The 25342-nt window shown below is 70.5% G+C and carries 19 protein-coding genes; 5 read left to right on the forward strand and 14 right to left on the reverse strand.

Going from position 1 to position 25342, the window contains the following annotated elements:
* Positions 1 to 23 precede the first annotated feature (23 nt).
* From ABZT93_RS23070 to hrcA, 10 genes are all read right to left on the reverse strand, one after another.
* On the reverse strand, positions 24 to 1013 hold the full coding sequence (locus tag ABZT93_RS23070; protein WP_356107328.1) for an adenosine deaminase: 990 nt from the start codon (positions 1011 to 1013) through the stop codon (positions 24 to 26).
* 20 nt (positions 1014 to 1033) lie between these two features.
* On the reverse strand, positions 1034 to 1939 hold the full coding sequence (locus tag ABZT93_RS23075) for a ribonuclease Z (RefSeq protein ID WP_356107332.1): 906 nt from the start codon (positions 1937 to 1939) through the stop codon (positions 1034 to 1036).
* Positions 1940 to 1945: 6 nt separating this feature from the next.
* Entirely contained in the window at positions 1946 to 2299 is a 354-nt protein-coding gene (locus ABZT93_RS23080) for a histidine triad nucleotide-binding protein (RefSeq protein ID WP_356107335.1), read from the reverse strand.
* A 33-nt stretch (positions 2300 to 2332) separates the two neighbouring features.
* Positions 2333 to 5548, reverse strand: a complete 3216-nt coding sequence (locus ABZT93_RS23085) for a S41 family peptidase (RefSeq protein WP_356107338.1) — start codon at positions 5546 to 5548, stop codon at positions 2333 to 2335.
* A 45-nt stretch (positions 5549 to 5593) separates the two neighbouring features.
* Positions 5594 to 6127 (reverse strand): hypothetical protein, encoded by a 534-nt coding sequence (locus ABZT93_RS23090; protein WP_356107341.1) that lies wholly within the window; start codon positions 6125 to 6127, stop codon positions 5594 to 5596.
* Positions 6128 to 6203: 76 nt separating this feature from the next.
* Positions 6204 to 6596, reverse strand: a complete 393-nt coding sequence (locus ABZT93_RS23095; RefSeq protein WP_356107344.1) for a VOC family protein — start codon at positions 6594 to 6596, stop codon at positions 6204 to 6206.
* A 16-nt stretch (positions 6597 to 6612) separates the two neighbouring features.
* Positions 6613 to 7362, reverse strand: a complete 750-nt coding sequence (locus ABZT93_RS23100) for a 16S rRNA (uracil(1498)-N(3))-methyltransferase (protein ID WP_356107347.1) — start codon at positions 7360 to 7362, stop codon at positions 6613 to 6615.
* Positions 7359 to 8435: a nitronate monooxygenase gene (locus tag ABZT93_RS23105; RefSeq protein ID WP_356107350.1), complete on the reverse strand. Its 1077-nt coding sequence runs from the start codon at positions 8433 to 8435 to the stop codon at positions 7359 to 7361. The genes ABZT93_RS23100 and ABZT93_RS23105 overlap by 4 nt, the downstream gene beginning before the upstream one ends.
* A gap of 53 nt (positions 8436 to 8488) precedes the next feature.
* Positions 8489 to 9628, reverse strand: a complete 1140-nt coding sequence (gene dnaJ / locus ABZT93_RS23110) for a molecular chaperone DnaJ (protein ID WP_007381949.1) — start codon at positions 9626 to 9628, stop codon at positions 8489 to 8491.
* Positions 9629 to 10645 carry a heat-inducible transcriptional repressor HrcA gene (gene hrcA / locus ABZT93_RS23115; protein ID WP_031048581.1) on the reverse strand — a complete coding sequence of 339 codons (1017 nt, stop codon included), beginning with the start codon at positions 10643 to 10645 and terminating at the stop codon, positions 9629 to 9631. It lies immediately after the preceding gene.
* 150 nt (positions 10646 to 10795) lie between these two features.
* On the opposite strand from hrcA, the gene ABZT93_RS23120 reads away from it, so the two are divergent.
* Positions 10796 to 11524, forward strand: coding sequence for an MBL fold metallo-hydrolase (locus tag ABZT93_RS23120; protein WP_356107353.1), 729 nt, complete (start codon positions 10796 to 10798; stop codon positions 11522 to 11524).
* A 34-nt stretch (positions 11525 to 11558) separates the two neighbouring features.
* Complete coding sequence (locus ABZT93_RS23125) at positions 11559 to 12362, forward strand: DUF3097 domain-containing protein (protein ID WP_356107356.1); 804 nt, start codon at positions 11559 to 11561, stop codon at positions 12360 to 12362.
* Positions 12363 to 12441: 79 nt separating this feature from the next.
* On the opposite strand, the gene hemW is transcribed toward ABZT93_RS23125, so the two are convergent.
* Both hemW and ABZT93_RS23135 read right to left on the reverse strand, forming a co-directional pair.
* Positions 12442 to 13674 (reverse strand): radical SAM family heme chaperone HemW, encoded by a 1233-nt coding sequence (gene hemW / locus ABZT93_RS23130; protein ID WP_356107359.1) that lies wholly within the window; start codon positions 13672 to 13674, stop codon positions 12442 to 12444.
* A gap of 31 nt (positions 13675 to 13705) precedes the next feature.
* The gene (locus ABZT93_RS23135) at positions 13706 to 15700 is read right to left on the reverse strand and encodes an ATP-binding SpoIIE family protein phosphatase (protein WP_356107361.1); all 1995 of its coding nucleotides are present in this window, start codon (positions 15698 to 15700) and stop codon (positions 13706 to 13708) included.
* 102 nt (positions 15701 to 15802) lie between these two features.
* Here ABZT93_RS23135 and ABZT93_RS23140 point away from each other — a divergent pair, with 102 nt between their 5' ends.
* Both ABZT93_RS23140 and ABZT93_RS23145 read left to right on the forward strand, forming a co-directional pair.
* Positions 15803 to 19933, forward strand: coding sequence for a HAMP domain-containing protein (locus ABZT93_RS23140; protein WP_356107364.1), 4131 nt, complete (start codon positions 15803 to 15805; stop codon positions 19931 to 19933).
* 13 nt (positions 19934 to 19946) lie between these two features.
* Complete coding sequence (locus ABZT93_RS23145) at positions 19947 to 20492, forward strand: response regulator (protein WP_356107366.1); 546 nt, start codon at positions 19947 to 19949, stop codon at positions 20490 to 20492.
* Positions 20493 to 20604: 112 nt separating this feature from the next.
* On the opposite strand, the gene ABZT93_RS23150 is transcribed toward ABZT93_RS23145, so the two are convergent.
* Positions 20605 to 22479, reverse strand: coding sequence for an AMP-dependent synthetase/ligase (locus tag ABZT93_RS23150; RefSeq protein ID WP_356107369.1), 1875 nt, complete (start codon positions 22477 to 22479; stop codon positions 20605 to 20607).
* Between the two features lie 235 nt (positions 22480 to 22714).
* Complete coding sequence (gene lepA / locus ABZT93_RS23155) at positions 22715 to 24583, reverse strand: translation elongation factor 4 (protein WP_356107372.1); 1869 nt, start codon at positions 24581 to 24583, stop codon at positions 22715 to 22717.
* Positions 24584 to 24835: 252 nt separating this feature from the next.
* Here lepA and rpsT point away from each other — a divergent pair, with 252 nt between their 5' ends.
* Complete coding sequence (gene rpsT, locus ABZT93_RS23160; protein WP_356107376.1) at positions 24836 to 25096, forward strand: 30S ribosomal protein S20; 261 nt, start codon at positions 24836 to 24838, stop codon at positions 25094 to 25096.
* Positions 25097 to 25342: the final 246 nt, after the last annotated feature.

Raw genomic sequence — 25342 nt, forward strand, 5'->3', positions numbered from 1 at the left:
CGGCCCGCACCCGACAACGCACCTCAGAACTCGTAGGCATCGACTTCGGCCAGATACCGAGCCCGCAGCTCCTCATCGTGCTCCAGGAAGGACGCGAGGAAGGAGTTGCGGGCAAGCTCCCGGAGCCGCTCCTCACTCAGCCCCAGAGCCTTCTGAACGGCCTCGAAGTTGTCCCCCGCATACCCCCCGAAGTACGCAGGGTCGTCGGAGTTCACCGTGCACATCAACCCGGCGTCCAACATCGCGGGCAACGGATGATCGCCCAGCACATCGACCGTACGAAGCCGCACATTGGACAGGGGACACAGAGTCAGCGGAACCCGGTCCCGCACCAGCCGCGCCACCAGCTCCGGCGACTCCACGCACCGCAGCCCATGGTCGATCCGCTCCACTCCGAGCACGTCCAGCGCCTCGACGATGTACTCCGGCGGCCCCTCCTCCCCGGCGTGCGCCACCCGCCGCAGCCCCAGCGCCGCCGCGGCCTCGTACACCTCGCGGAACTTCACCGGCGGATGCCCCACCTCGGCGGAGTCGAGCCCGACCCCGACGATCCGGTCGAGATACGGCTTGGCGGCATCGAGGGTCTCCAGAGCCGACTCCGCGGACTCGTCCCGCAGGAAGCACATGATCAGCTGAGTGGAGACGCCGTGGTTCTCCGAACTGCTGCCCAGCGCCCGCCACAGCCCCTCGACGACCGTCCCCATCTCCACGCCCCGCGCGAGGTGCGCCTGCGGGTCGAAGAAGATCTCCGCGTGCCGCACCCCCTGGGCTGCGGCCCGGGCGAGATAGGCGTTCACCAGGTCCTCGAAGTCCCGCTCGGTGCGCAGGACGGCCATGAGCTCGTAGTACAGGTTCAGAAAGGACTGGAGATCCTCGAAGTCGTACGCCGTGCGGAGCTCGTCCGTGGAGGCGTACGGCAGCTCGACGCCGTTGCGCGCGGCCAGCTCGAACGCCAGCTCCGGCTCCAGGGTGCCTTCGATGTGCAGGTGCAGTTCAGCTTTGGGGAGGGACATCAAAGCATCGTACGGCCGCTTTATCGCCGTTTCGGAACGGGGACCCGCAGAAGGTCGTGGGCCGCGGTCAGCTCACCCTCGTACCCGGCGGCCCGCGCCTGCCGTTCGAACTCCTCCGGTTCGGAGTAGCGCTGGCTGAAGTGCGTGAGCACGAGATGCCGTACGCCGGCGTCGCGGGCGACGGTAGCGGCCTGACCGGCGGTCAGATGGCCGTGCTCCACGGCGAGTTGCTCGTCCTCGTCGAGGAAGGTCGACTCGATGACGAGCAGGTCGCAGCCGTCCGCGAGGGCGTGGACGCCGTCGCAGAGGCGGGTGTCCATGACGAACGCGAACCGCTGGCCCCGGCGGACCTCGCTGACGTCGTCGAGGGTGACGCCGTTCAGTGAGCCCTCTCTCTGGATCCGTCCGACGTCGGGCCCCTTGATGCCGTGCGCGGCGAGGCGGTCGGGGAGCATACGGCGGCCGTCGGGTTCCATGAGGCGGTAGCCGAAGGACTCGACGGGGTGGGAGAGCCGGCGGGCTTCCAGCGTGTAGCCGCCGGTCCGGGCGAGCTCACCGTCGGCCGCGACGGGCGCCTCGGTGAGCCGGACCGTCTCCCGGTACGCCGTCGCGTACCGCAGGCGGTCGAAGAAGCGCTGCCCCGACTTCGGGTAGTGGGCGGTGATCTCGTGCGGGACCCGGTCGAGGTTGATGCGCTGGATCACGCCCGCGAGGCCGAGGGAGTGGTCGCCGTGGAAGTGGGTGACACAGATCCGGTTGAGGTCGTGGGCGGCGACGCCGGCGCGCAGCATCTGGCGCTGGGTGCCCTCGCCGGGGTCGAAGAGGAGTCCCTCGCCGTCCCAGCGCAGCAGGTAGCCGTTGTGGTTGCGGTGCCTGGTCGGGACCTGGCTGGCGGTGCCGAGGACGACCAGCTCACGTACGGACACGGGAGGTCATCCGGGGGGCCAGTGGAGGCCGCGGCCGCCGATGAGGTGGGCGTGGGCGTGCCAGACGGTCTGGCCGGCGCCGCTGCCGGTGTTGAAGACGGTGCGGTAGCTCTCCAGCTTCTCCTGCTCCGCGACGGCCTGCGTCTCCCGGAGGACGTCCGCGGCGAGTTCCGGGGCGGCGGTGGCGAGGGAGCCGGCGTTCTCGTAGTGCGCCTTGGGGATCACGAGGACGTGGGTGGGGGCCTGGGGGTTGATGTCCCGGAACGCTACGGTCGTCTCGGTCTCCCGCACGATCGTCGCCGGGATCTGGCCCGCCACGATCTTGCAGAACAGGCAGTCGTCCTGGGGTTCCCCTGGCATGGTGGTCCTTTCGCCTCGGATCTCGGGGCAATCTTAGTCAGGCAGACCCGGCGGAGTCTTTGCAGGACTGGTCTCCAGGGCCTCCAGAGCGATCCGCACCGCCTCGTCCAACTGGGCGTCCCGCCCCGCCGCGTAGTCCTGGGGCCTCTGCAGCACCTCCACGTCGGGATCCACCCCGTGGTTCTCCACGCCCCACTCGTAACCCTCCAGCCAGAACGCGTACTTCGGCTGGGTGATCAGCGTGCCGTCGACCAGGCGATACCGGCTGTCGATCCCGATGACCCCGCCCCACGTGCGCGTGCCGACCACCGGGCCGATGCCCAGCGCCTTGATCGCCGCGTTGACGATGTCGCCGTCCGAGCCCGAGAACTCGTTGGCCACGGCGACGACGGGGCCGCGCGGCGCGTCCCTCGGATAGCTGTACGCGCGCATGCCGCGCGGCAGCGCCCAGCCGACGATCCTGCGGGCCAGCTTCTCGACGACCAGCTGGGAGGTGTGGCCGCCGCGATTCTCCCGGACGTCGACCACGAGTCCCTCGCGGGCCACCTCGACGCGCAGGTCACGGTGGATCTGGGCCCAGCCGGGAGCCTGCATGTCCGGGACGTGAAGATAGCCGAGGCGGCCGCCGGACTTCTCGTGGACGTAGGCGCGGCGGTCGGCGACCCAGGCGTGGTAGCGCAGCGGCTCCTCGTCGGAGACGGGTACGACGACGGCGTGGCGGAGGTCGCCGCCGCCGGACGGGGAGACGGTGAGCTCGATCGGCTTGCCCGCCGTGCCGACCAGGAGCGGGCCGGGGCCGGTGACCGGGTCCACCGGACGGCCGCCCACCGCGACGATCGCGTCCCCGGCGCGGACCGCCACACCGGGCGCGGCGAGCGGGGAGCGGGCGTCGGGGTCGGAGGTCTCGGTCGGCAGGATGCGGTCGATGCGCCACTGAGCCGATCCCTGGGGGCCGTCCTCGTGGCGGGAGATGTCGGCACCGAGGAGTCCCTGCCGGGGTCCGTGGCCGTGGCCGCCGCGGGGGGTGACGTAGGCGTGGGAGGTGCCGAGTTCGCCGTGCACCTCCCACAGGAGGTCGACGAGGTCGTCGTGGGTGGCCAGACGGTCCAGGACCGGGCGGTAGCGGTCGAGGACGCCCTGCCAGTCGACACCGCTCATGTCGGGCCGCCAGAAGTGGTCCCGCATGATGCGGCCGGTCTCCTCGTACATCTGCCGCCACTCGGCCGAGGGGTCGACGGTCTGCCGGATGCGGCCGAGGTCGACGGAGATGTTCGTGTCGCTGTCGTCGTCGCCCGAGGCACGGCGGTCGCTCGGTACGACCTTCAGGCGGCCGTCGGTCCACAGCAGGACCCGCTTGCCGTCGCCGCTGACGGCGAAGTGGTCGGCGTCGGCGGCGAGGTGTTCGAGGCGCTGCTGGGCGAGGTCGTAGCGCTGGAGGTCGGTCTTGGGGTCGGGGTCGTCCGGGGTGGCCCGGGAGGAGCCGAGGACACCCTGGACGGGGTGGCGCAGCCACAGCACGCCGTCCTTGGCCGCGCGCAGGTTGGAGTAGCGGCCGGCCTCCACCGGGAAGGGCACGATCCGGTCGGCGAGGCCTTCGAGGTCGATCCGGGTGGTCGGGGTGCCCTCGCTGTCGGGGGTCTCGTCCTTGTCGGGGGCCTCGAAGGGGCGGCCGTGGCGCTGCGGGCCGAACGGCGACGGGGTGGTCGCGGCCAGGGTGATCAGGTGCGGACGGTCGCCGACCACGAAGGCGAGGTCGAAGACGTGCTCGTCGTAGACCGGGTCGAAGGAGCGGTTGGAGAGGAAGGCCAGGTGCTTGCCGTCGAGGGTGAAGGCGGGGGCGTAGTCCTGGAAGCGCAGCGGGGTCGCCTCGGTGACCGACAGGTCGGTGGTGTTGGCGAGGCGGAGCTGGCACAGCGGCTCGGGGCCGGGGTGCGACCAGGCGAGCCAGGCCGAGTCGGGCGAGAAGGTCAGTCCCCGTACGTCGCCGTCCTCGCTGCGGTCGACCTCGCGGACCTCGCCGGTCTCCCGCTCGACGAGCAGCACGCGACCGTCGTGCGCGGCGACCGCGGCCCTGCTGCCGTCGGGGGCCATGGCGAGGCCGAGGACGCGGCCGAGCTGTCCGGCGGCGAGGCGGCGCGGTGTGGCGCCGGGGGCGAGTCCGGTGGCGGGCGCGAACTCCAGGGCGTCGTCGCCCTCCGCGTCCGTCACCCACACCACCCACTCCTCGCCCTCCGTGCGGAAGGTGCGCGGCAGCCGGGCCCGGACCCCGGGTTCGTCGGCGAGGGCGCGGGCCGGTCCCGAGCGGTGGGTGACCCAGTGGACGGCGCCGCGCACGGCGACCGCGCTGCCGCGCGCGGTGTGGTCGGGGGCGGCCGAGCCGAACCAGCGGGAGGCGTCCACCGGGAACGGCTGCCGGTCGGCACGCCGGCCGCCGAGCCGGACCTCCAGGCGGCGCGGTTCGGCGCCGTCGAGGTCGTCGAGGATCCACAGCTCTCCGGCTGAGGTGTAGACGACGCGGGTGCCGTCGCCGGAGGCGTGGCGGGCGTAGTAGCCGTCGAGAGGGGTGTGCCGGCGCAGGTCGGAGCCGTCGGCGAGGGACGAGTAGACGGCCCCGGTCCCCTCGTGGTCCGAGAGGAAGGCGATCCGGTCACCGGCCCACACGGGGTACTCGAGGTTTCCGTCCAGCTCCTCATGCAGCCGTACGAACTCGCCGTCGCCCGCGCGGTCGATCCACAGCTTGCCCGCCGTGCCGCCCCGGTACCGCTTCCACCAGGCGGCCTCCCGGCCCATGGGGGCGGAGAGGAGCACGGTCGCCGGGCCGTGGGTGACATGGCCGACGGGGCCGTACGGCAGGGTGGTGCCGGGGCCGCCGTCGAGCGGGACGGCGTGCGCCCAGCTGCGGCGCAGGCTCGCCTGGCCGTGGGTGGTGATCGCGAGGACCTCGCCGTCCGGGGTCCAGCCGCGCACCTGGGTGCGTACGCTGCCCCAGTGGGTCAGCCTTCTGCCCGGTCCGCCGTCGACCGGGGCGACATGCACCTCGGGGGCGCCGTCGCGGGCGGAGGTCCAGGCGACGGTGGTGCCGTCGGGCGAGATCCGGGGGTGGCTGACCGGGACGTTGTCCGCGCTGACCCGCCAGGCGCGCCCGCCGTCGAGCGGCGCGAGCCACACGTCGTCCTCGGCGGTGAAGGCCACCAACTCGCCCCGCAGATGCGGAAACCGGAGATATGCAGACGTCGCAGGCTGTGTCACCCGATCACCCTATGCACGCCCGGTCCCCGTGCACAGAGGTTTCGATCACTTGCCGTCGGGCCAGCACTGCGGGTCCTTCTGGCACCAGATGGTCCTGGTAACCGTCACGGTGACGGTGGGGCCCGGCTGCCCGGGGTTGTCGACCCGCGGGGTGGGTGTGGCGGTGCAGTCGCCGAGTCCCTCGACGTGGAACCACTGCTTGCCGCCGACGGTGGCGGTGAGGTCCCCGCGCACACACGCCCCGCTGACGGTCCGGGTCACCTTGCCCTTGGCGGTGATGTCCCTGCCGTCGCGCGTCCTGCCCTCGCAGTTGACGGTGGCGACGGTGTTCACACTGGCGCTCGGTGTCCGGTCGCCGTTGTCGTACGTGGCCGTGCAGGTCAGCCAACTCACGTCGGCCTTCTGCCGGTTCAGTTCCTTGGTGACCAACTGGTCGGTGGTGTAGGCGACGGTCGCGGAGCTGACCACGCCCGTCGGATCACAGGCGGCGACCCCGCCCACGGCCAGCACGGCACCCCCGACCACACCCGCCACTCGCACCCCGCGCGGCCGACGCCAGTTCCGTCTCAACGCCACCATGAAGGGCAGCCTGCCACTGTCCCGCCCCGGAGGGTAGGGCGCATACGGCCACCCGTGCGCCGGTCGCGTGCCCGTCTCAGCCCCGCAGCAGCAGCCACTCCTGAAGCTCCACCAGGTTCCCCTCCGGGTCCTTGAGGTGGGCGACGCGCATGCGGTCCGTCATGGGGGCCGGGCCGTGCAGCAGGGTGGCACCGCGGGCGGCGATCTGCTCGCAGTAGGTGTCCAGGTCGTCGACGCGCAGCACGACCAGGGAGCGGTGACCGGTGGCCGTGTCACCCAGTTCGCCGAGGACCCCCGCCATCATCGACCGGTCCTGCAGGGCGACGCCCGCCGAGCCGGTGGCGAAACTGAACTTCTCGTACGGCCCGTCCGTCGCCCCCGACTGGGGCTTGAGGCCGAGGACCTCGCCGTAGAAGCGGTAGCAGGCGGCGAAGTCGGTGACGAGCAGGCGTACTTGGGCGAGTTCCACGGACGTCCTCACGGGGTCAGGACCAGCGGCCGGTGCGGCCGAGGAGCAGGGCCGTCGCCGCGGTTCCGGCGGTCGACGTACGCAGCACGGTAGGCCCGAGTACGTAGGCCCGCGCGCCGGCCTCCTCGAAGAGCGCCAACTCGTCCTTGGCGACGCCTCCTTCGGGGCCGACGACCAGCACGATCTCGCCCTCGTCGGGGAGTTCGGCGGTGGCCAGCGGCTCGCTGCCGCGCTCGAAATCGGAGTGGAGCACGGCGGCGAAGTCGGCTTTGGCGAGAAGTGCCGCAACCTGCTTGGTGCTTGCCGCGTCCGCGACCTCCGGGAAGCGGACCCGGCGGGACTGCTTGCCGGCCTCGCGTGCGGTGGCCCGCCACTTGCCGAGCGCCTTCAGACCCCGCTCGCCCTTCCACTGGGTGATGCAACGGGCCGCCTGCCAGGGCACGACGGCATCGACGCCGACCTCGGTCATGGTCTCGACGGCGAGTTCACCGCGGTCGCCCTTGGGGAGGGCCTGGACGACGGTGATGCGGGGCTGCGCGAGGGGTTCCTCGCTCACGGAGTCGAGCTGGACGATCAGCCGGTCCTTGCCCTCGGCGGCGAGCACCACGCAGTCGGCCCAGCGTCCGGCGCCGTCCGTGAGGATGACATCCTCGCCCGCCTGGAGCCGCTTCACGGAGACGGCGTGGCGGCCTTCGGGGCCGTCGAGGACGTACCGTCCGTCGCCGCCCGCGTCGAAGTGCTCGACCACGAACACCGGTGCGGTCATCGCAGGTCCCCCTTGCCTGACAACGCTGTCCTGGCGGCGTCGAGTTCGGCCGCGAGTATCTCCACGAGCTGCCCGGCGGGCAGTTCACGGGCCATGCGGTGGCCCTGGCCCGCCCACAGCGCCATGCCCTGGGCGTCCTTGGCCTTGGCGGCGGCCTTGCGGAGCGGGGCGGTGAGGTGGTGGACCTCGGGGTAGGCGGCAGGGGCATACGGCCCGTGCTCGCGCAGGAAGCGGTTGACCAGGCCGCGGGCCGGTCTGCCGGAGAAGGCGCGGGTCAACTCGGTACGGACGTAGAGGGGGTTGGTCAGCGCCTGCTTGTGCACGTCGTGGGCGCCGGACTCGGGCGCGGCGAGGAACGCCGTGCCGAGCTGGGCCGCGCTCGCGCCGGCGGCGAGGACGGCGGCGATCTGGCTGCCGCGCATGATGCCACCGGCCGCGACGATCGGGATGGTGACCGTTTCGCGGATCTGGGCGACCAGGGACAGGAGTCCGAGCCCGGTGCCGTCCTGCTCGGGGAGGTCGCGGTGGGTGCCCTGGTGGCCGCCGGCCTCGATGCCCTGCGCGATGACCGCGTCGGCGCCCGCGTACTGCACGGCGAGGGCCTCTTCGGGAGTGGTCGCGGTGACCAGGGTGAAGATCCCCGCGCGGCGCAGCGACTCCAGGGCGTCGCTGCTCGGGATGCCGAAGTGGAAGGAGGCCACCGGCACGGGGTTGTCGAGCAGAACGGCGAGCTTGGCGTCGTAGCCGTCGTCACGTCCGCTGTCGCGGTCGCCGAGCTCGGTGTCGTACCAGGTGGCCTCGCCGGCGAGCTGGTGGGCGTAGACCTCGACGGCGGCTGGGTCGGCGTACTCCGGCTGCGGCATGAAGAGGTTGACGCCGAAAGGGCGCCCGGTCAGCCCGCGCAGCTGCTTGATCTCCTGGTACATCCCGTCGGCCGTCTTGTACCCGGCGGCGAGGAATCCGAGCCCGCCCGCCTCGGACACGGCGGCGGCGAGCCGCGGCACGGAGACGCCGCCCGCCATGGGGGCCTGCACGATCGGATGAGGGAAGAGATCGGTCAGTGCGGAGGACATGACGGCATGTTGTCACGTCCTCCGGACAAGTCCGAATCCGATCTTCACACGGCTCAGGTGCGGCCGTTGAAGGCGTCCTTCAGCCGCGAGAACAGCCCCTGCTGACCCGGCTGGAACTGCCCCGTGGGCCGTTCCTCGCCGCGTAGCTTGGCCAGCTCGCGCAGGAGGCGTTCCTGTTCCGGGTCCAGCTTGGTCGGGGTCTGGACCTCGACGTGGACGATGAGGTCGCCCCGGCCGCCGCCGCGCAGGTGGGTGACGCCCCGGCTGTGCAGCGGGATCGACTGGCCGGACTGGGTGCCCGGGCGGATGTCGACCTCCTCCATGCCGTCGAGGGTCTCCAGCGGGACTTTGGTGCCGAGGGAGGCCGCCGTCATCGGGAGCGTGACCGTGCAGTGCAGGTCGTCGCCGCGCCGCTGGAACTGCGAGTGCGGGAGTTCGTGGATCTCGACGTAGAGGTCACCGGCGGGACCGCCACCGGGACCGACCTCGCCCTCACCCGCGAGCTGGATCCGTGTGCCGTTGTCCACACCGGCCGGGATCTTCACGGTGAGCGTGCGCCGCGAGCGGACCCGGCCGTCGCCTGCGCACTCCGGGCACGGGGTCGGGACCACGGTGCCGAAGCCCTGGCACTGCGGACACGGCCGCGAGGTCATGACCTGGCCCAGGAAGGACCGCGTCACCTGCGACACCTCACCGCGGCCGCGGCACATGTCACACGTCTGGGCGGAGGTCCCCGGCGCCGCGCCCTCACCGCTGCAGGTGGTGCAGACGATCGCCGTGTCGACCTGGATGTCCTTCGTGGTGCCGAAGGCCGCCTCGTCGAGCTCGATCTCCAGACGGATCATCGCGTCCTGGCCGCGCCGGGTGCGCGAGCGCGGACCCCGCTGCGAGGCCGTACCGAAGAACGCGTCCATGATGTCCGAGAAGTTCCCGAACCCACCGGCTCCGAAGCCGCCCGCGCCACCGCCGCCGGCCTGCGAGAGCGGGTCGCCGCCGAGGTCGTAGACCTGCTTCTTCTGCGGGTCCGACAACACCTCGTAAGCGGCGTTGATCTCCTTGAACCGCTCCTGGGTCTTCGGATCCGGGTTGACGTCCGGGTGCAGCTCGCGCGCGAGCCGACGGAACGCCTTCTTGATCTCATCCTGCGACGCGTCGCGGCGCACGCCGAGAACGGCGTAGTAGTCCGTGGCCACTTACGACTCCGCCAGGATCTGTCCGACGTACCGTGCCACTGCGCGTACCGCTCCCATCGTTCCCGGGTAATCCATGCGGGTCGGTCCGACCACGCCGAGCTTGGCGACTGCCTCGCCGCCCGAACCGTAGCCGACCGACACCACCGAAGTGGAGTTGAGTCCCTCGTAGGCGTTCTCATGACCAATACGTACGGTCATGCCCGAATCCCCGGCCTCACCAAGGAGTTTGAGGAGGACGACCTGCTCCTCCAGGGCCTCCAGGACGGGCCGGATCGTGAGGGGAAAGTCATGTCCGAAGCGGGTGAGATTGGCGGTGCCGCCGATCATCAGCCGCTCCTCGTTCTCCTCGACGAGCGTCTCCAGGAGAGTGGAGAGCACTGTCGAGACCGTACCCCGGTCCTCGACGTCGAAGCCTTCGGGCAGGTCCTCGACCAGCTGCGGCACGTCGGCGAACCGGCGCCCCGCGACCCGGCTGTTGAGCCGCGCCCGCAGATCGGCGAGCGAGGCCTCCCCGAAGGGTGCCGGGCAGTCGACCATGCGCTGCTCGACCCGGCCGGTGTCCGTGATCAGCACGAGCATCACGCGCGCCGGGGCGAGCGAGAGCAGCTCCACGTGCCGCACGGTCGAGCGGGTCAGGGAGGGGTACTGCACGACGGCGACCTGTCGGGTGAGCTGCGCGAGCAGCCGCACGGTCCTGGCCACGACGTCGTCGAGGTCGACCGCGCCGTCGAGGAAGTTCTGGATGGCGCGCCGCTCGGGCGCGGTCATCGGCTTGACGCCCGCCAGTTTGTCGACGAACAGCCGGTAACCCTTGTCGGTCGGAATCCGCCCGGCACTGGTGTGCGGCTGGGCGATGAAGCCCTCGTCCTCCAGGACCGCCATGTCGTTGCGCACGGTCGCCGGGGAGACTCCGAGGTTGTGCCGCTCGGTCAGGGCCTTCGACCCGACCGGCTCCTCGGTGCCGACGTAGTCCTGGACGATCGCGCGCAACACCTGGAGCCTGCGTTCACTCAGCATCGCGCACACCTCCAGAAGTCGTCCCTTGGGCGCCTTGCCTGGCACTCTGTCCGTCCGAGTGCCAGCGCTCCCCGGCCAGTGTACGGCGGTGGGGTAGTCCCTGGGCAAGGCTGGTCCTGGCGGGACGGGTCGTACGGCTAGCGTCGCGGTATGACGGTGACTTGGGAAGAGCTCGGGTGGGAGCGGGTCGCGACCGGTGTGGGGCGGTGGCGGTTGCCCGGCTGGGACTGTACGGCGGGCCTGGTGATCGGCGAGGGCACGGCCCTGTCGGTCGACGCGGGCTCCTCTCTCGCGGAGGGCGCCCGCCTGCGCGTGCAGGCCGGGGAACTGGCCGGCCACCGTGTGACCCATCTCGCGCTCACCCACCCCCACTTCGACCATGTCCTCGGTGCGGCGGCGTTCGCGGGGGCGGAGGTGTTCGGCGCGGTCGGCGTGGAGACGGTGCTGGCCGGGCGGCTCGGCCGTGCGGAACTGCGGGCGGACGCGGTGCGCAACGGGCTGGACCCCGGGGTGGCCGACGAGGCGGTGGACGCCCTGGTGTCCCCCCGGCATCACGTCTCCGGCGAGTGGACGCTCGACCTCGGCGGCGGCCGCCAGGTCCTGCTGGCCAACGTCGGCCCCGGCCACACGGCCCACGATCTCGCCGTCCTCGTGCCCGGCACCCCGGAGGTCGTCTTCTGCGGCGACCTGGTCGAGGAGTCCGGCGAACCGCAGGCGGGCCCGGACGCCGTACCGCGGCACTGGCCCGCCGCGCTGGACCGGCTGCTGGAGCTGGGCGGCGAGGACGCACTGTACGTACCCGGTCACGGAGCGGTGGTGGACGCGGGGTTCGTGCGGGCGCAGCGGGACGCGCTGGCGGCCCGTTTCGGCGTGTCGTAGTGATCCCCGGACCGGTTCTCCTATCGTCATCCGAATGCGCCAGTACTCCGCCGACCTGACCCCTCCGTGGAAGAAGTCCAAGCCGGTACCGGAGGTGCCCGCCGAGCCCGGCCTGGTGGTCGAGGAGCCGGGCACCGGCTTCTGCGGCGCGGTGATCCGCTGCGAGGCGGGCACGGTGACCCTGGAGGACCGCTTCGGCAAGCACCGGGTCTTCCCGCTGGAGCCCCGCGGCTTCCTCCTGGAGGGCCGGGTGGTGACCTTGGTGAAGCCGTCAGGCGGTCCCGTACGACCGTCCCGTACCGCCTCCGGCTCGGTGGCCGTCCCCGGCGCACGCGCACGCGTGGCCCGCGCCGGACGTATCTACGTCGAGGGCCGCCATGACGCGGAACTGGTCGAGAAGGTCTGGGGCGACGACCTGCGCGTCGAGGGCGTGGTCGTGGAGTACCTGGAGGGCGTGGACGACCTGCCGGCCATCGTGGCCGAGTTCGCACCGGGTCCGGACGCCCGCCTCGGAGTCCTCGTGGACCACCTGGTGCCGGGCAGCAAGGAGTCCCGTATCGCCGCGTCGGTGACCAGCGAACACGCCCTGGTGGTGGGTCACCCGTACATCGACATCTGGGAGGCGGTGAAGCCGTCGTCCCTCGGCATCGAGGCGTGGCCGAGAGTCCCCCACGGCCAGGACTGGAAAACGGGAGTGTGCAAGGCGCTGGGCTGGCCGTCGGAGAACACGGGGGCGGTGTGGCAGGCGATCCTGAAGCGGGTGGGGTCGTACAAGGACCTGGAGCCGGAACTTCTGGGCCGGGTGGAGGAACTGATCGATTTCGTCACAGCTCAGTGACGCCCACCAGGGGCGCGGCGCTGTGTCGATGTGCGGCTCCGCCGCGCGGGCGCGACCAACCCCCCACCGGCCCGCAGACTCAGTCGACGAGATCCCGAACCACCGCGTCCGCCAGCAACCGCCCCCGGAGCGTCAGCACGGCCCGCCCCTCCCCGTAGGGCCCGGCCTCCAGCAACCCCTCCGCCAGCGCCCGCCGAGAAGCAGCCAGCCCCTCCTCGTGCAGCAAGGACAGCGGCGCCCCCTCCCGAAGCCGCAGCTCCAGCAGGATCCGTTCGACCCGCCGGTCCTCCTCCGCCAGCAGCTCGCGCCCGGCGCCCGGAGACCTGCCGGAGGCCAGCGCCGCCGCATACGCGCCCGGATGCTTCACGTTCCACCACCGCACCCCGCCCACGTGCGAGTGCGCCCCGGGTCCGGCTCCCCACCAGTCCGCGCCCCGCCAGTACAGCTCGTTGTGCAGACACCGGCCCGCTGCCGAGGTGGCCCAGTTCGACACCTCGTACCAGTCGAAACCGGCCTCCGCCAGCACCGAGTCCGCGATCAGATACCGGTCCGCGTGCACGTCGTCGTCGGTCATCGGGACCTCGCCGCGACGGATACGGCGGGCGAGCTGGGTGCCCTCCTCGACGATCAGCGCGTACGCCGACACATGGTCGGGACCGGCCCCGATCGCCGCCTCCAGGGAGGCCCGCCAGTCGTCGTCCGACTCGCCCGGGGTGCCGTAGATCAGATCCAGGTTGACGTGCGAGAACCCCGCGGCCCGGGCCTCCGCCACGCACGCCTCGGGACGCCCCGGCGTGTGCGTACGGTCCAGCACCTTCAGTACGTGCTGCTTCGCGCTCTGCATCCCGAAGGACACCCGGTTGAAGCCGCCCTCCCGCAGCGCGGCCAGGTACGCCGGGTCCACCGACTCCGGGTTCGCCTCGGTCGTCACCTCCGCGTCCGCGGCCAGCCCGAACTCGTCACGGATCGCCGCGAGCATCCGTACGAGATCCCCTGCGGCCAGGAGGGTGGGCGTACCGCCGCCGACGAACACCGTGCGGACCGGCCGCGGGTCGTCGCCGAGGACCTTCCGCGCCAGGCGGATCTCGTCGATCAGCGTGTCCGCGTAGTTGTCGCGGGAGGCCAGCACCCCGCCCGAACCGCGCAGCTCGGTCGCGGTGTAGGTGTTGAAGTCGCAGTAGCCGCATCGGGTCGCGCAGTACGGGACGTGCAGGTAGAAACCGAGGGGGCGGTCGGCCGACCCGGCGAGCGCGGACGCGGGCAGCGAGCCGTCGTCGGGGACCGGTTCGCCGTCGGGGAGTGCGGAAGGCATGTCCTCCATTGTCCAGCACCCCGGCGCACACCTACTCCGCCTGCAGCACCAGCAGCGCCAGATCGTCCTCCGGCGGGCGCGCCCCGAACTCGTGCACCAGCCGCTTGATCCGCTCCGCGATCAGCTCGGCGTCCAGTCCCGCGCACCCGGCGAGCGCCTCCGCGAGCCCGTCCTCGTCGTCGAACTGCCGGGGGCCGCTGCGCCGCTCGGTCACCCCGTCGGTGACGCACAGCAGGCTGTCGCCGGGCCGCAGCTCGAAGGTCTCACTGGTGTACGTCTCGTCCTCGACGACCCCGAGGAGGGTCTGCGGCCGCGCCACCGTGCGGACCTCGCCGGCCGCTCCGAGCAGCAGCGGCAGCGGATGTCCGGCGGAGGCGAGGGTGCAGCGCACTCCGCCGTCGAAGGGCGCGAGCTCGCCGTACAGGAGGGACAGGAAGCGGGTCTGCGGGCCGTCGCCGGGGTTCGTGGTGCGCCCGCCCGCGGCCACCAGGGCTCGTGCGGCCGCGTCCGCGGCCTCCGTCGCGTCGTCGAGGAGCAGCTGGTTGAGGCGGTCCAGGACATCGGCGACGCGGTAGCCCTCGCGGGCCAGCAGCCGGAGCCAGGGCCGGGCGAGACCGATGACCACGGCGGCCTCGGGGCCCTTTCCCTGGACGTCGCCGACGGCGAAGCACCAGCGGCCGTCGTCGGCCGGGAAGAGGTCGTAGAAGTCGCCGCTGGGTCCGCCCTTGTCGTACGGCTCGTACACCAGGGCGCTGCGCACGCCGGGGATCTCGGCGACCGCGCCGGGCAGCAGACCGCGCTGGAGCACCGCGCTGATGGTGGCCTGGCGCGCGTACTGGCGGGCCGCGCCGATGGCGAGCGCGACCCGGCGGCTGAGGTCCTCGACGAGCCCGGTGATCTCGTCGGGGAAGCAGACCAGCCCGGCCCGGCCGATGACCAGGGTGCCCAGTGGGCGGCCGCCGGCGGTGAGGCGGTAGGCGAGCGCGGAGCCGTGGGTACCGTGCGGGCCCAGTGCCTCGCCGGGCCAGGGGAACGGCACGGGGCCGGGGTGTTCCGGCCCGGACAGGTCCGGCGGCTCCTTCTCCAGCGCCTGACGCAGGTCCTCGATCCGGTTCTCGGAGCAGTGCCACACCCGGGCCAGCCGGGGCCCTGACAGCCCGCCCTCGCCGCGTCCCGGCCCGCCCCCGGCCTCACCCGGGCGCGGGGACCCCCAGCGTCCGGCGACCTCGTCCTCCAGCCACACTGCGCACCAGTCGGCCAGCCGCGGCACGATCAGCTGCCCGGCGAGCGCGGCCACCAGGTTCTCGTCGAGCTGCCCGGCGAGCAGGTCGGAGGCCTCGGCGAGGAAGGACAGGGCACCGCGGTTGAGCCAGTCCCGGTCCGGCTCCCCGTGGGACGCGGGCGCGGGTGGGTCCGGGGCCGGGGACGGGGGCGGTTCCGGGGCGAGTATCCCGGCGACCAGCAGGTCCCGCTCGTGCGCCTGCTCGCCGGCGTACGCCTGGATCCCGTCCAGGGCCTCCTTTCCGCCGGGCGGCAGCTGCGCCCACACGGTCTTGGCGCCGGTGCGGTAGGTGATGCCCCAGGTCTCGGCGAGGGCGGCGACCAGGCGCAGTCCGCGGCCGTACTCCGGTGTGCCGTACGAGGGTTCGGCGTCACCGTCGCGAGGGGCGCGCGAGGGGTGGTGGTCGAGGACCTCGATGAGGAGGGCGCCGGTGTGCGCCTCCAGGCGGCAGTCCAGTTCGATGTCGGTGCCCGCGTGCACGACGGCGTTGGTGACGAGTTCGCTGACGACGACCACGGCGTCGTAGGACTGCCGGTCGCTGAGGAACTCGGTGCCGGGAAGGGCGAGATCGGCCCATTCGGCGATCGCCGACCGTAACAGGGCCCGGGCCGAGCCCGGGGCGAGCTGACCGCCGGGGAGGTTGGCGTGGACGTGCGCCGGAGCGTGCGGCAGCGCGTCGCCGCCGTGCGCGGGCGGATCGGACGCACGGGCAACGGACTCCCGTTGCGCCGGAATGGCCCCCATGTCCGCCTCCCCGAGCAGTTCGGACGAATACACCTCAGTCGATGCGGACAGAGTGACAGACTGGCCACGCCCATAAGCGCCGAGTTACCGAAGTGGGCCGCCATGAGTGAGAACAGTGGTACGCCTGTGCTCGAAGAAGGACAGAACGCCGACCGGATTCGAGCATCGGATCTGCGTCCCCTGCTCGCCGCGATGACCGCTGCCCGGGACGGTGACTTCCGTCGGATGCCGGAGTCCGGGGACGGGATCGTGGCCGAACTGACAGCTGTCTTCAACCAGTTGGTGGACCGCAACGTCCACTTCACGGGCGAGGTCAACCGGGTGAAGCGGGAGCTGGTGCGGCACGGCCGGCTCGACGAACGGCTCTCCCCCAGCCCCGGGCAGGGGACATGGACCTCCCGGGTCAACGACGTGAACCAGTTGCTCGACGCCCTGGTGGCCCCGGCCGCCAACGCGACCCGGGTCCTGGACGCGGTGGCCGGCGGTGATCTGACCCAGCGGGTCGACCTGCACGACGGCAACCGGCAGCTGCGCGGTGATCTACGGCGGCTGGGCCGAGCCGTGAACAAGATGGTCGACCAGCTCTCCCTGTTCACCGGCGAGGTGACCCGGGTGGCCCGTGAGGTCGGCACCGAGGGGCGGCTCGGCGGGCGGGCCAAGGTGACCGGTCTCTCGGGCAGCTGGCGCGATGTGACCGAGGCCGTCAACACCATGGCCTCCCGGCTGACCGCCCAGGTCAGGGACATCGCCCTGGTGACCACGGCGGTGGCACGCGGCGACCTGACCCGCACGGTCACCGTCGAGGCGACGGGCGAGCTGCTCGAACTGAAGCTGACCGTCAACACGATGGTCGACCAGCTCTCCGCCTTCGCCGACGAGGTGACCCGGGTGGCCCGCGAGGTCGGCACCGAGGGGCAGCTGGGCGGCCGGGCCCAGGTGCGCGGGGTGTCCGGCGTCTGGAAGGACCTCACCGACAACGTCAACTTCATGGCGTCGAACCTGACGTCGCAGGTGCGGAACATCGCGCAGGTGACGACTGCCGTCGCCAACGGCGACCTGAGTCAGAAGATCACCGTGGACGCCAAGGGCGAGATCCTGGAGCTCAAGTCCACCATCAACACCATGGTCGACCAGCTCTCCGCCTTCGCCGACGAGGTCACCCGCGTGGCCCGCGAGGTCGGCACCGAGGGCAACCTCGGCGGCCGGGCCCAGGTGCGCGGAGTGTCCGGCGTCTGGAAGGACCTCACCGACAACGTCAACTTCATGGCGGACAACCTGACATCCCAGGTCCGCAACATCGCGCTGGTGTCGACGGCGGTGGCCCAGGGCGACCTCGGCAAGAAGATCACGGTGGAGGCGAAGGGCGAGATCCTGGAGCTCAAATCGACCATCAACACCATGGTCGACCAGCTCTCCGCCTTCGCCGACGAGGTCACCCGCGTGGCCCGCGAGGTCGGCACCGAGGGCAACCTCGGCGGTCAGGCCCAGGTGCGCGGAGTGTCCGGCGTCTGGAAGGACCTCACCGACAACGTCAACTTCATGGCCCTGAACCTGACTTCACAGGTCCGCAACATCGCCCAGGTGACGACCGCCGTCGCCAACGGCGACCTGTCGAAGAAGATCACGGTCGACGCCCGCGGCGAGATCCTCGAACTGAAGGACACCGTCAACACGATGGTGGAGCAGCTGCGCGCCTTCGCCGACGAGGTGACCCGGGTGGCCCGCGAGGTCGGCACCGACGGCCGCTTGGGCGGGCGGGCCCAGGTGCTGGGGGTCTCCGGCGTCTGGCGGGACTTGACCGACAACGTCAACTACATGGCGGACAACCTCACTTCGCAGGTCCGCAACATCGCCCAGGTGACCACGGCGGTGGCCAACGGCGACCTCTCCAAGAAGATCGACGTGGACGCGCGCGGCGAGATCCTGGAGCTGAAGACCGCCATCAACACCATGGTCGACACGCTCTCCTCCTTCTCCTCCGAGGTCACCCGCGTGGCCCGCGAGGTGGGCTCCGAAGGCCAGCTCGGCGGCCAGGCACGGGTCGAGGGCGTGTACGGCACCTGGAAGCGCCTGACGACCAACGTGAACGAGCTCGCCTCCAACCTGACCACCCAGGTCCGCGCGATCGCCGAGGTCGCCTCCGCGGTGGCCCAGGGCGACATGTCCCGCTCGATCACCGTGGAGACGCAGGGCGAGGTCGCCGAACTCAAGGACAACATCAACCTGATGGTGGCCAACCTCCGGGAGACGACCCGCGCGAAGGACTGGCTGGAGTCCAACCTCGCGCGTCTCGCCGCCCTGATGCAGGGCCACCGGGACCTGATGGAGGTCGCCGACCTGATCCTGCGCGAGCTGACCCCGCTGGTGAACGCCCAGTACGGGGCGTTCTTCCTGGCCGACCCGGACGAGGACGGCGCCTCTCTGCGCACAACCGTTCCTGCAAAGGGACTTGCGTTCATCGCGGGCTACGGCTCGGCGCAGGGCGCGACCGTGGACACCGGCGGCATGCCGGTCCACGGTCTGGTCCGTCAGGCGGCCCGCGAGAAGAAGCGGATCCTGGTGGAGGAGGCTCCGCCGGACTACATCAAGATCAACAGCGGTCTGGGCGAGGCCGCTCCGGCGAGCGTCGTGATCATCCCGATCCTCTTCGAGGACAAGCTCCTGGGCGTCATCGAACTCGCCTCCTTCTCCCGCTTCTCCGATGTCCACCTGGCCTTCTTCGACCAGTTCGTGAACACCATCGGCGTCGCCATCAACACCATCATCGCCAACTCCCGCACCGAGTCCCTGCTGGGCGAGTCCCAGCGCCTGGCGATGCAGCTCCAGGAGCGCTCGGACGAACTCCAGATGCAGCAGGCGGAGTTGCAGCGCTCGAACGCGGAACTGGAGGAGAAGGCCGCGCTGTTGGCAACCTCCTCCCAGTACAAGTCGGAGTTCCTGGCGAACATGTCGCACGAGCTGCGCACACCCCTGAACTCCCTGCTGATCCTGGCCCGTCTGCTGTCGGACAACCCGGACGGCCATCTCTCCGACCAGGAAGTGCAGTTCGCGACGACGATCCACCGGTCGGGAAGCGACCTGTTGCAGTTGATCAACGACATCCTGGACCTGTCGAAGATCGAGGCCGGCCGGATGGACGTACGCCCCAAGAAGCTGCCGCTCATCAAGCTGCTCGACTACGTCCACGCCACCTTCCGCCCGCTCACCCTGGACCGTGGGCTCGCCTTCGAGGTGGCGGTCGGCGAGGCCGTGCCGCGCGAGATGTACTCGGACGAACAGCGCCTGCAGCAGATCCTGCGCAACCTGCTCTCCAACGCGATCAAGTTCACCGCCACGGGCCGGGTCGAGCTGCGGGTGACCCGCATCAAGGATCCCGAGCACCGATACGTCCGCGACAGCGACGACGTGGTCGCCTTCGCGGTCTCGGACACCGGCATCGGCATCGCGCGCGAGAAACTTCCGGTGATCTTCGAGGCGTTCCAGCAGGCCGACGGCACGACCAACCGCAAGTACGGCGGCACGGGGCTCGGTCTGTCCATCAGCCGGGAGATCGCGGGCCTGCTGGGCGGCCGTATCGTCGCCGAGAGCGAACCCGGCAAGGGTTCCACCTTCACGCTCTACGTCCCCGTCGTCAGCCCCGGCCACACCGCGGCCGGCCAGACCACCGAGGACCACGCCCTGCCGGCCCCGGACGACCTGTCCACCGAGCCCTATCCCACCGCCCACGACGCCGAGGACTCCTGGCCCGCGCCCACCAGGCTGGAGGCGTGGAAGTCGGGCCGTGCGGGCCAGGTGCTGTCCGGCAGGCGCGTGTTGATCGTCGACGACGACATCCGCAACGTCTTCGCCCTCACCCATGTGCTGGGCCGCGTCGGCATGCCGGTCCTGTACGCGGAGAACGGCCGCGAGGGCATCGAGACCCTGGAGCGCAACCCGGACGTCGAACTCGTCCTGATGGACATCATGATGCCCGAGATGGACGGCTACGAGACCATCGCCGCCATCCGCCGCACCCCGCGCTGGACCGGCCTGCCCATCGTCGCGCTCACCGCGAAGGCGATGCCCGGAGACCGTGAGAAGTCGATCGCGCGCGGCGCCAACGACTACGTACCCAAGCCGGTGGACGTCGACCAGCTGCTGACCGTCGTGTGCGCGCTCCTGGACCCCGAGGGCGCCAAGACGCGGGAGCGGACCGGCGCCGAGGAGGCGGTGGTTCAGCCCACCGACGACTGAATGAGGCAGTCACATGAACGCTGAGGCAAGAACCGACGACAGTGCCGGCATCCTCCTGGTCGACGACATGGAGGACAACCTGATCGCACTGGAGGCGGTCCTGGGGTCCCTCAACGAACCACTGGTCCGCGCCCGTTCGGGCGAGGAGGCGATGAAGGCCCTGCTCCGCCGCCGGTTCGCGCTGGTCCTGCTGGACGTGCGCATGCCGGGCATGGACGGCTTCGAGACGGCGGCGAACATCAAACGCCTGGACCAGACGAAGGACGTCCCGATCATCTTCCTCACGGGCACGGACGACGACTCCGGCTTCGCCTTCCGCGGCTACGCGACCGGCGCCGCCGACTACTTGACCAAGCCGTTCGACCCGTGGGTGCTCCGCGCGAAGGTGAGCGTGTTCCTGGACCTGCACCGGAAGAACCAGCAGTTGGAGCGATTGCTGGCACAGCAACGGACGGACTACCAGGAGGTCGGCAGGCGACTGGCGGCCCTGGAGGACGAGTTGACGGAGTCTCAGCGTGTTCAGGTGAAAGAACTCCGGCACCTCCTGGAGAAACGGTGAGGTCTCTTAGGGGCGCGGGGCGGTGTCGATATGCGGCTCCGCCGCGTGGGCGCGACAAGCCACGACGCACCGCAAGCCGCCAAGCAGCCCCCGCCACCCCTCCCCTGACGCGCTACGCCTCCCGGGACCCCGCGTACATCTCGTCGATGAGGTGCTTGTACTCCCGCTCCACAACCGGCCGCTTCAGCTTCAGACTCGGCGTGATCTCACCGTGCTCCACATCGAGATCCCGCGGCAGCAGCCGGAACTTCTTGATCGTCTGCCACCGCTGAAGCCCCTCGTTGAGCTGCTTCACATACCCCTCGACCATGGACACCGTGGCGGGCGCGGCGACGACCTCCGCGTACGGCTTCCCTTCGAGCCCGTTCTCCTTGGCCCACTCCAGGATGGACACCTCGTCCAGCGCGATGAGCGCCGTGCAGAAGTTCCGGTCCGCCCCGTGCACCAGGATGTTGGACACGTACGGGCACACCGCCTTGAACTGTCCCTCGACCTCGGCGGGCGCGATGTACTTGCCGCCGGACGTCTTGATGAGGTCCTTCTTACGGTCGGTGATCTTCAGATACCCGTCGGGCGAGAGCTCACCGATGTCCCCGGTGTGGAACCACCCGTCGGCCTCGAGAACCTCGGCCGTCTTCTCGGGCAGCCCGTGGTAGCCCTCCATGATCCCGGGGCCCCGCAGCAGGATCTCGCCGTCGTCCGCGATACGGACCTCCGTGCCGGGCAGCGGCTTGCCGACCGTGCCGGTGCGGTACGCCTCGCCCGGGTTCACGAAGGAGGCAGCCGAGGACTCCGTGAGGCCGTAGCCCTCCAGGATGTGGATACCGGCGCCGGCGAAGAAGTAGCCGATCTCGGGTGCGAGCGCGGCGGAGCCGGAGACACAGGCCCGCAGGTTCCCGCCGAACGCCTCCCGGATCTTCGCGAAGACCAGCGCGTCGGCCACCTTGTGCTTGGCGCTCAGGCCGAAGGGCGCGGCGACGACCCCGGTGCGCCGGAAGTTGTCCTGGGTGGCCTTGGCGTACTCGCGGCCCACCTCTGCGGCCCACTGGAAGATCTTGTACTTGGCGCCGCCGCCCGCCCGGGCCTTCGCCGCGACCCCGTTGTAGACCTTCTCGAAGATGCGCGGGACGGCCGCCATGTACGTCGGCTGCACGACCGGCAGATTCTCGATGATCTTGTCCACGCGGCCGTCGACGGCGGTGACGTGACCGACCTCGATCTGCCCGGAGGTGAGCACCTTGCCGAAGACATGGGCGAGCGGCAGCCACAGGTACTGCACGTCATCGCTGCTGATCAGCCCGGTCGCGGCGGTCGCCTTCGCCATGTAGGCCCAGTTGTCGTGCGGCAGCCGTACACCCTTGGGACGGCCGGTGGTGCCGGAGGTGTAGATCAGCGTCGCGAGCTGGTCCTTGGTGATCGCGCCGACCCGCTCCTTGATCAGGTCGGGTTCCTTCTCCAGGCGGGCGGCGCCACGCGCCTCCAGCTCGGAGAGGGTCAGGATCCAGTCGGCGGTCTCGACACCGGCCGGGTCGATCACCACGACATGGGTGAGCGCGGGCAGCTCACCCCGCTTCTCGACCGCCTTGGCGAGCTGGGCCGCGTCCTCCGCGATCAGCACCCGGCTCTCGGAGTCCGAGAGGATGAACGCCGACTCGTCGGCGTTGGTCTGCGGGTAGATCGTGGTCGTGGCGGCACCGGCGCACATGATGCCGAGGTCCGCGAGGATCCAGTCGATCCGGGTCGAGGAGGCGAGGGCGACTCGCTGCTCCGGCTGTACGCCCAGTTCGATCAGTCCGGCCGCGATGGCGTACACCCGCTCCGCGGCCTGCGCCCAACTGAGCGACTTCCAGTCGTCCGGGCCCTGGCCGGAGGCCGCGGGCACCGGGTACCGGTACGCCTCGGCGTCCGGCGTGGCCGCAACCCGCTCCAGGAAGACGGTCGCCACACTCGGCGGGCGGTTCTCGATCAGTGTCTGTGTGTCGCTCACGACATCCTCCGGGGCCCGCGACAGTGCGGCTGGCTCTCAGGTTGCGGCTGTTGTTTAACTCGCGAGTAACTATCGAGCAGAGATCAGAGTAAAGCGCGGCCGACCCGTTCGTAAGGGGCGGCGGTCTGTCACTTCCTACAGAGCGCGACGTTACGCACGCGTAGGGGCCCGCCGCACTTTCGCACGACGGACCCCTTTCCATCCGATTCGACGGGTAACCGCCTGTAACCCGCGGTTACTTCTTGCCCTTGCCCGACCCCGCGCTGTCATCGCTGGAAAGCACGGCAATGAAGGCCTCCTGCGGAACCTCCACGGAACCCACCATCTTCATCCGCTTCTTGCCTTCCTTCTGCTTCTCGAGCAGCTTCCGCTTACGGGAGATGTCACCGCCGTAGCACTTGGCGAGGACGTCCTTGCGGATGGCGCGGATGGTCTCGCGGGCGATGACCCGGGAGCCGATGGCGGCCTGGATGGGGATCTCGAAGGCCTGGCGCGGGATCAGCTCGCGCAGCTTGGCGACAAGCCGTACGCCGTACGCGTACGCGGCGTCCCGGTGGGTGACCGCGGAGAAGGCGTCGACCCGGTCGCCATGGAGCAGGATGTCGACCTTCACCAGCTGGGCGTCCTGCTCGCCGGTGGGCTCGTAGTCCAGGGAGGCGTAGCCGCGGGTCTTGGACTTCAGGTTGTCGAAGAAGTCGAAGACGATCTCGGCGAGGGGGAGCGTGTACCGGATCTCGACGCGGTCCTCGGAGAGGTAGTCCATGCCGAGGAGGGTGCCGCGGCGGGTCTGGCAGAGCTCCATGATCGATCCGATGAACTCGCTGGGAGCGAGGATCGTGGCCCGGACGACCGGCTCGAAGACCTTGTCGATCTTGCCCTCGGGGAACTCGCTCGGGTTGGTGACCGTGTGCTCCTTCCCGTCCTCCATGATCACGCGGTAGACCACGTTCGGCGCGGTGGCGATGAGTTCGAGGTTGAACTCGCGCTCCAGGCGCTCACGGATGACGTCCAGGTGCAGCAGCCCGAGGAAGCCGACGCGGAAGCCGAAGCCGAGGGCCGCGGAGGTCTCCGGCTCGTAGACCAGCGCGGCGTCGTTGAGCTGGAGCTTGTCGAGGGCGTCGCGCAGCTCGGGGTAGTCGGAGCCGTCGAGCGGATAGAGACCGGAGAACACCATCGGCTTGGGGTCCTTGTACCCACCGAGGGCCTCGGTGGCGCCCTTGTCCTTGCTGGTGATGGTGTCACCGACCTTGGACTGACGGACGTCCTTCACACCGGTGATGATGTAGCCCACCTCGCCGACGCCGATGCCGTCGGCCGGCGTCATCTCGGGGGACGAGACGCCGATCTCGAGGAGCTCGTGGGTGGCGCCGGTCGACATCATCCTGATGCGCTCGCGCTTGTTGAGCTGGCCGTCGATGACACGGACGTACGTCACGACACCGCGATAGGAGTCGTAGACCGAGTCGAAGATCATCGCGCGGGCGGGGGCGTCCTTGACGCCGACCGGAGCGGGGACGTCGCGGACGACCCGGTCCAGGAGCGCGTCCACGCCGACACCGGTCTTCGCCGAGACCTTGAGCACGTCCTCGGGCTGGCAACCGATGAGGTTGGCGAGCTCCTCGGAGAACTTCTCCGGCTGGGCGGCCGGCAGGTCGATCTTGTTCAGTACGGGGATGATCTTGAGGTCGTTCTCCATCGCCAGGTAGAGGTTGGCGAGGGTCTGGGCCTCGATGCCCTGGGCGGCGTCGACGAGGAGGACGGTGCCCTCACAGGCGGCGAGCGACCGCGAGACCTCGTAGGTGAAGTCGACGTGCCCCGGGGTGTCGATCATGTTGAGGATGTGCGTGTTGGTCTTGTCGTGGGTCGGGGCCCACGGCAGACGCACCGCCTGCGACTTGATCGTGATTCCGCGCTCACGCTCGATATCCATGCGGTCGAGGTACTGAGCACGCATCTGGCGCTGTTCGACCACACCGGTCAGCTGGAGCATCCGGTCGGCGAGCGTGGACTTGCCGTGGTCGATGTGCGCGATGATGCAGAAGTTGCGGAGCAGAGCCGGGTCGGTACGGCTCGGCTCGGGCACGTGGCTGGGGATCGCGGGCACGCAGGGTCCTGATTCTTGAGGCGTCCGCAGTGTCTGCGGTCTCGGGTCGGATCGATACGTAGCCTCCATGGTCCCACGGGCGGGGACCGGCGACCGGTTTGGGCCACTCGCGGGGCCGCTGGTAGCCTGGGTGGCTGTGTCTCATGCCCTCTCAGCGCGAGGCACACCTTCAAGAAATCACCCGGCACGGAAACCGGGGCCTCCTTACCCGGAATCCCTCTGGCCCGTGCCTGAACCTGTAGAGGCTCATTCGTGGCGAACATCAAGTCCCAGATCAAGCGGATCAAGACCAACGAGAAGGCTCGGCTGCGCAACAAGGCCGTCAAGTCCTCCCTGAAGACCGCGATCCGCAAGGCCCGTGAGGCCGCTGCCGCGGGTGACGCCGAGAAGGCCACCGAGTACCAGCGCGCTGCTGCGCGTGCGCTCGACAAGGCCGTCTCCAAGGGCGTCATCCACAAGAACCAGGCCGCCAACAAGAAGTCGGCGCTTGCTTCGAAGGTCGCGGGCGTCTAAGCCTGACTTTCTGATCTGACCGGTCCCGTCGCTACGGGACCGAGCTGCCGGAAGGACCAGAGCGGGCCCTCTCTCATCCGCTCCCGACCGGCCCCCAGGAGCCACGCGCGGCCTGCGTTCGCCACGCGGGCGTGACTCCGACATCTTGAACCGAAGACCCCGGCCGCCGCCCTTTCTCCGCCTCGACATGCGACAGCGGGCGGGCCACCAGCCACCGCCGCAGCCCGAACAGCAGCGCCTCCGCGA

This window comes from Streptomyces sp. NPDC005303 (assembly GCF_040607335.1).
GTDB lineage: Bacteria > Actinomycetota > Actinomycetes > Streptomycetales > Streptomycetaceae > Streptomyces.

Excerpts from the sequence above, each read along its gene's own strand:
- ABZT93_RS23070 (WP_356107328.1), bottom strand. The coding sequence starts at position 1,013 with ATGTCCCTCCCCAAAGCTGAACTGCACCTGCACATCGAAGGCACCCTG.
- ABZT93_RS23080 (WP_356107335.1), bottom strand. The coding sequence starts at position 2,299 with ATGCCAGGGGAACCCCAGGACGACTGCCTGTTCTGCAAGATCGTGGCG.
- ABZT93_RS23090 (WP_356107341.1), bottom strand. The coding sequence starts at position 6,127 with ATGGTGGCGTTGAGACGGAACTGGCGTCGGCCGCGCGGGGTGCGAGTG.
- ABZT93_RS23100 (WP_356107347.1), bottom strand. The coding sequence starts at position 7,362 with ATGACCGCACCGGTGTTCGTGGTCGAGCACTTCGACGCGGGCGGCGAC.
- ABZT93_RS23105 (WP_356107350.1), bottom strand. The coding sequence starts at position 8,435 with ATGTCCTCCGCACTGACCGATCTCTTCCCTCATCCGATCGTGCAGGCC.
- hrcA (WP_031048581.1), bottom strand. The coding sequence starts at position 10,645 with ATGCTGAGTGAACGCAGGCTCCAGGTGTTGCGCGCGATCGTCCAGGAC.
- ABZT93_RS23120 (WP_356107353.1), top strand. The coding sequence starts at position 10,796 with ATGACGGTGACTTGGGAAGAGCTCGGGTGGGAGCGGGTCGCGACCGGT.
- ABZT93_RS23125 (WP_356107356.1), top strand. The coding sequence starts at position 11,559 with ATGCGCCAGTACTCCGCCGACCTGACCCCTCCGTGGAAGAAGTCCAAG.
- hemW (WP_356107359.1), bottom strand. The coding sequence starts at position 13,674 with ATGCCTTCCGCACTCCCCGACGGCGAACCGGTCCCCGACGACGGCTCG.
- ABZT93_RS23135 (WP_356107361.1), bottom strand. The coding sequence starts at position 15,700 with ATGGGGGCCATTCCGGCGCAACGGGAGTCCGTTGCCCGTGCGTCCGAT.
- ABZT93_RS23140 (WP_356107364.1), top strand. The coding sequence starts at position 15,803 with ATGAGTGAGAACAGTGGTACGCCTGTGCTCGAAGAAGGACAGAACGCC.
- ABZT93_RS23145 (WP_356107366.1), top strand. The coding sequence starts at position 19,947 with ATGAACGCTGAGGCAAGAACCGACGACAGTGCCGGCATCCTCCTGGTC.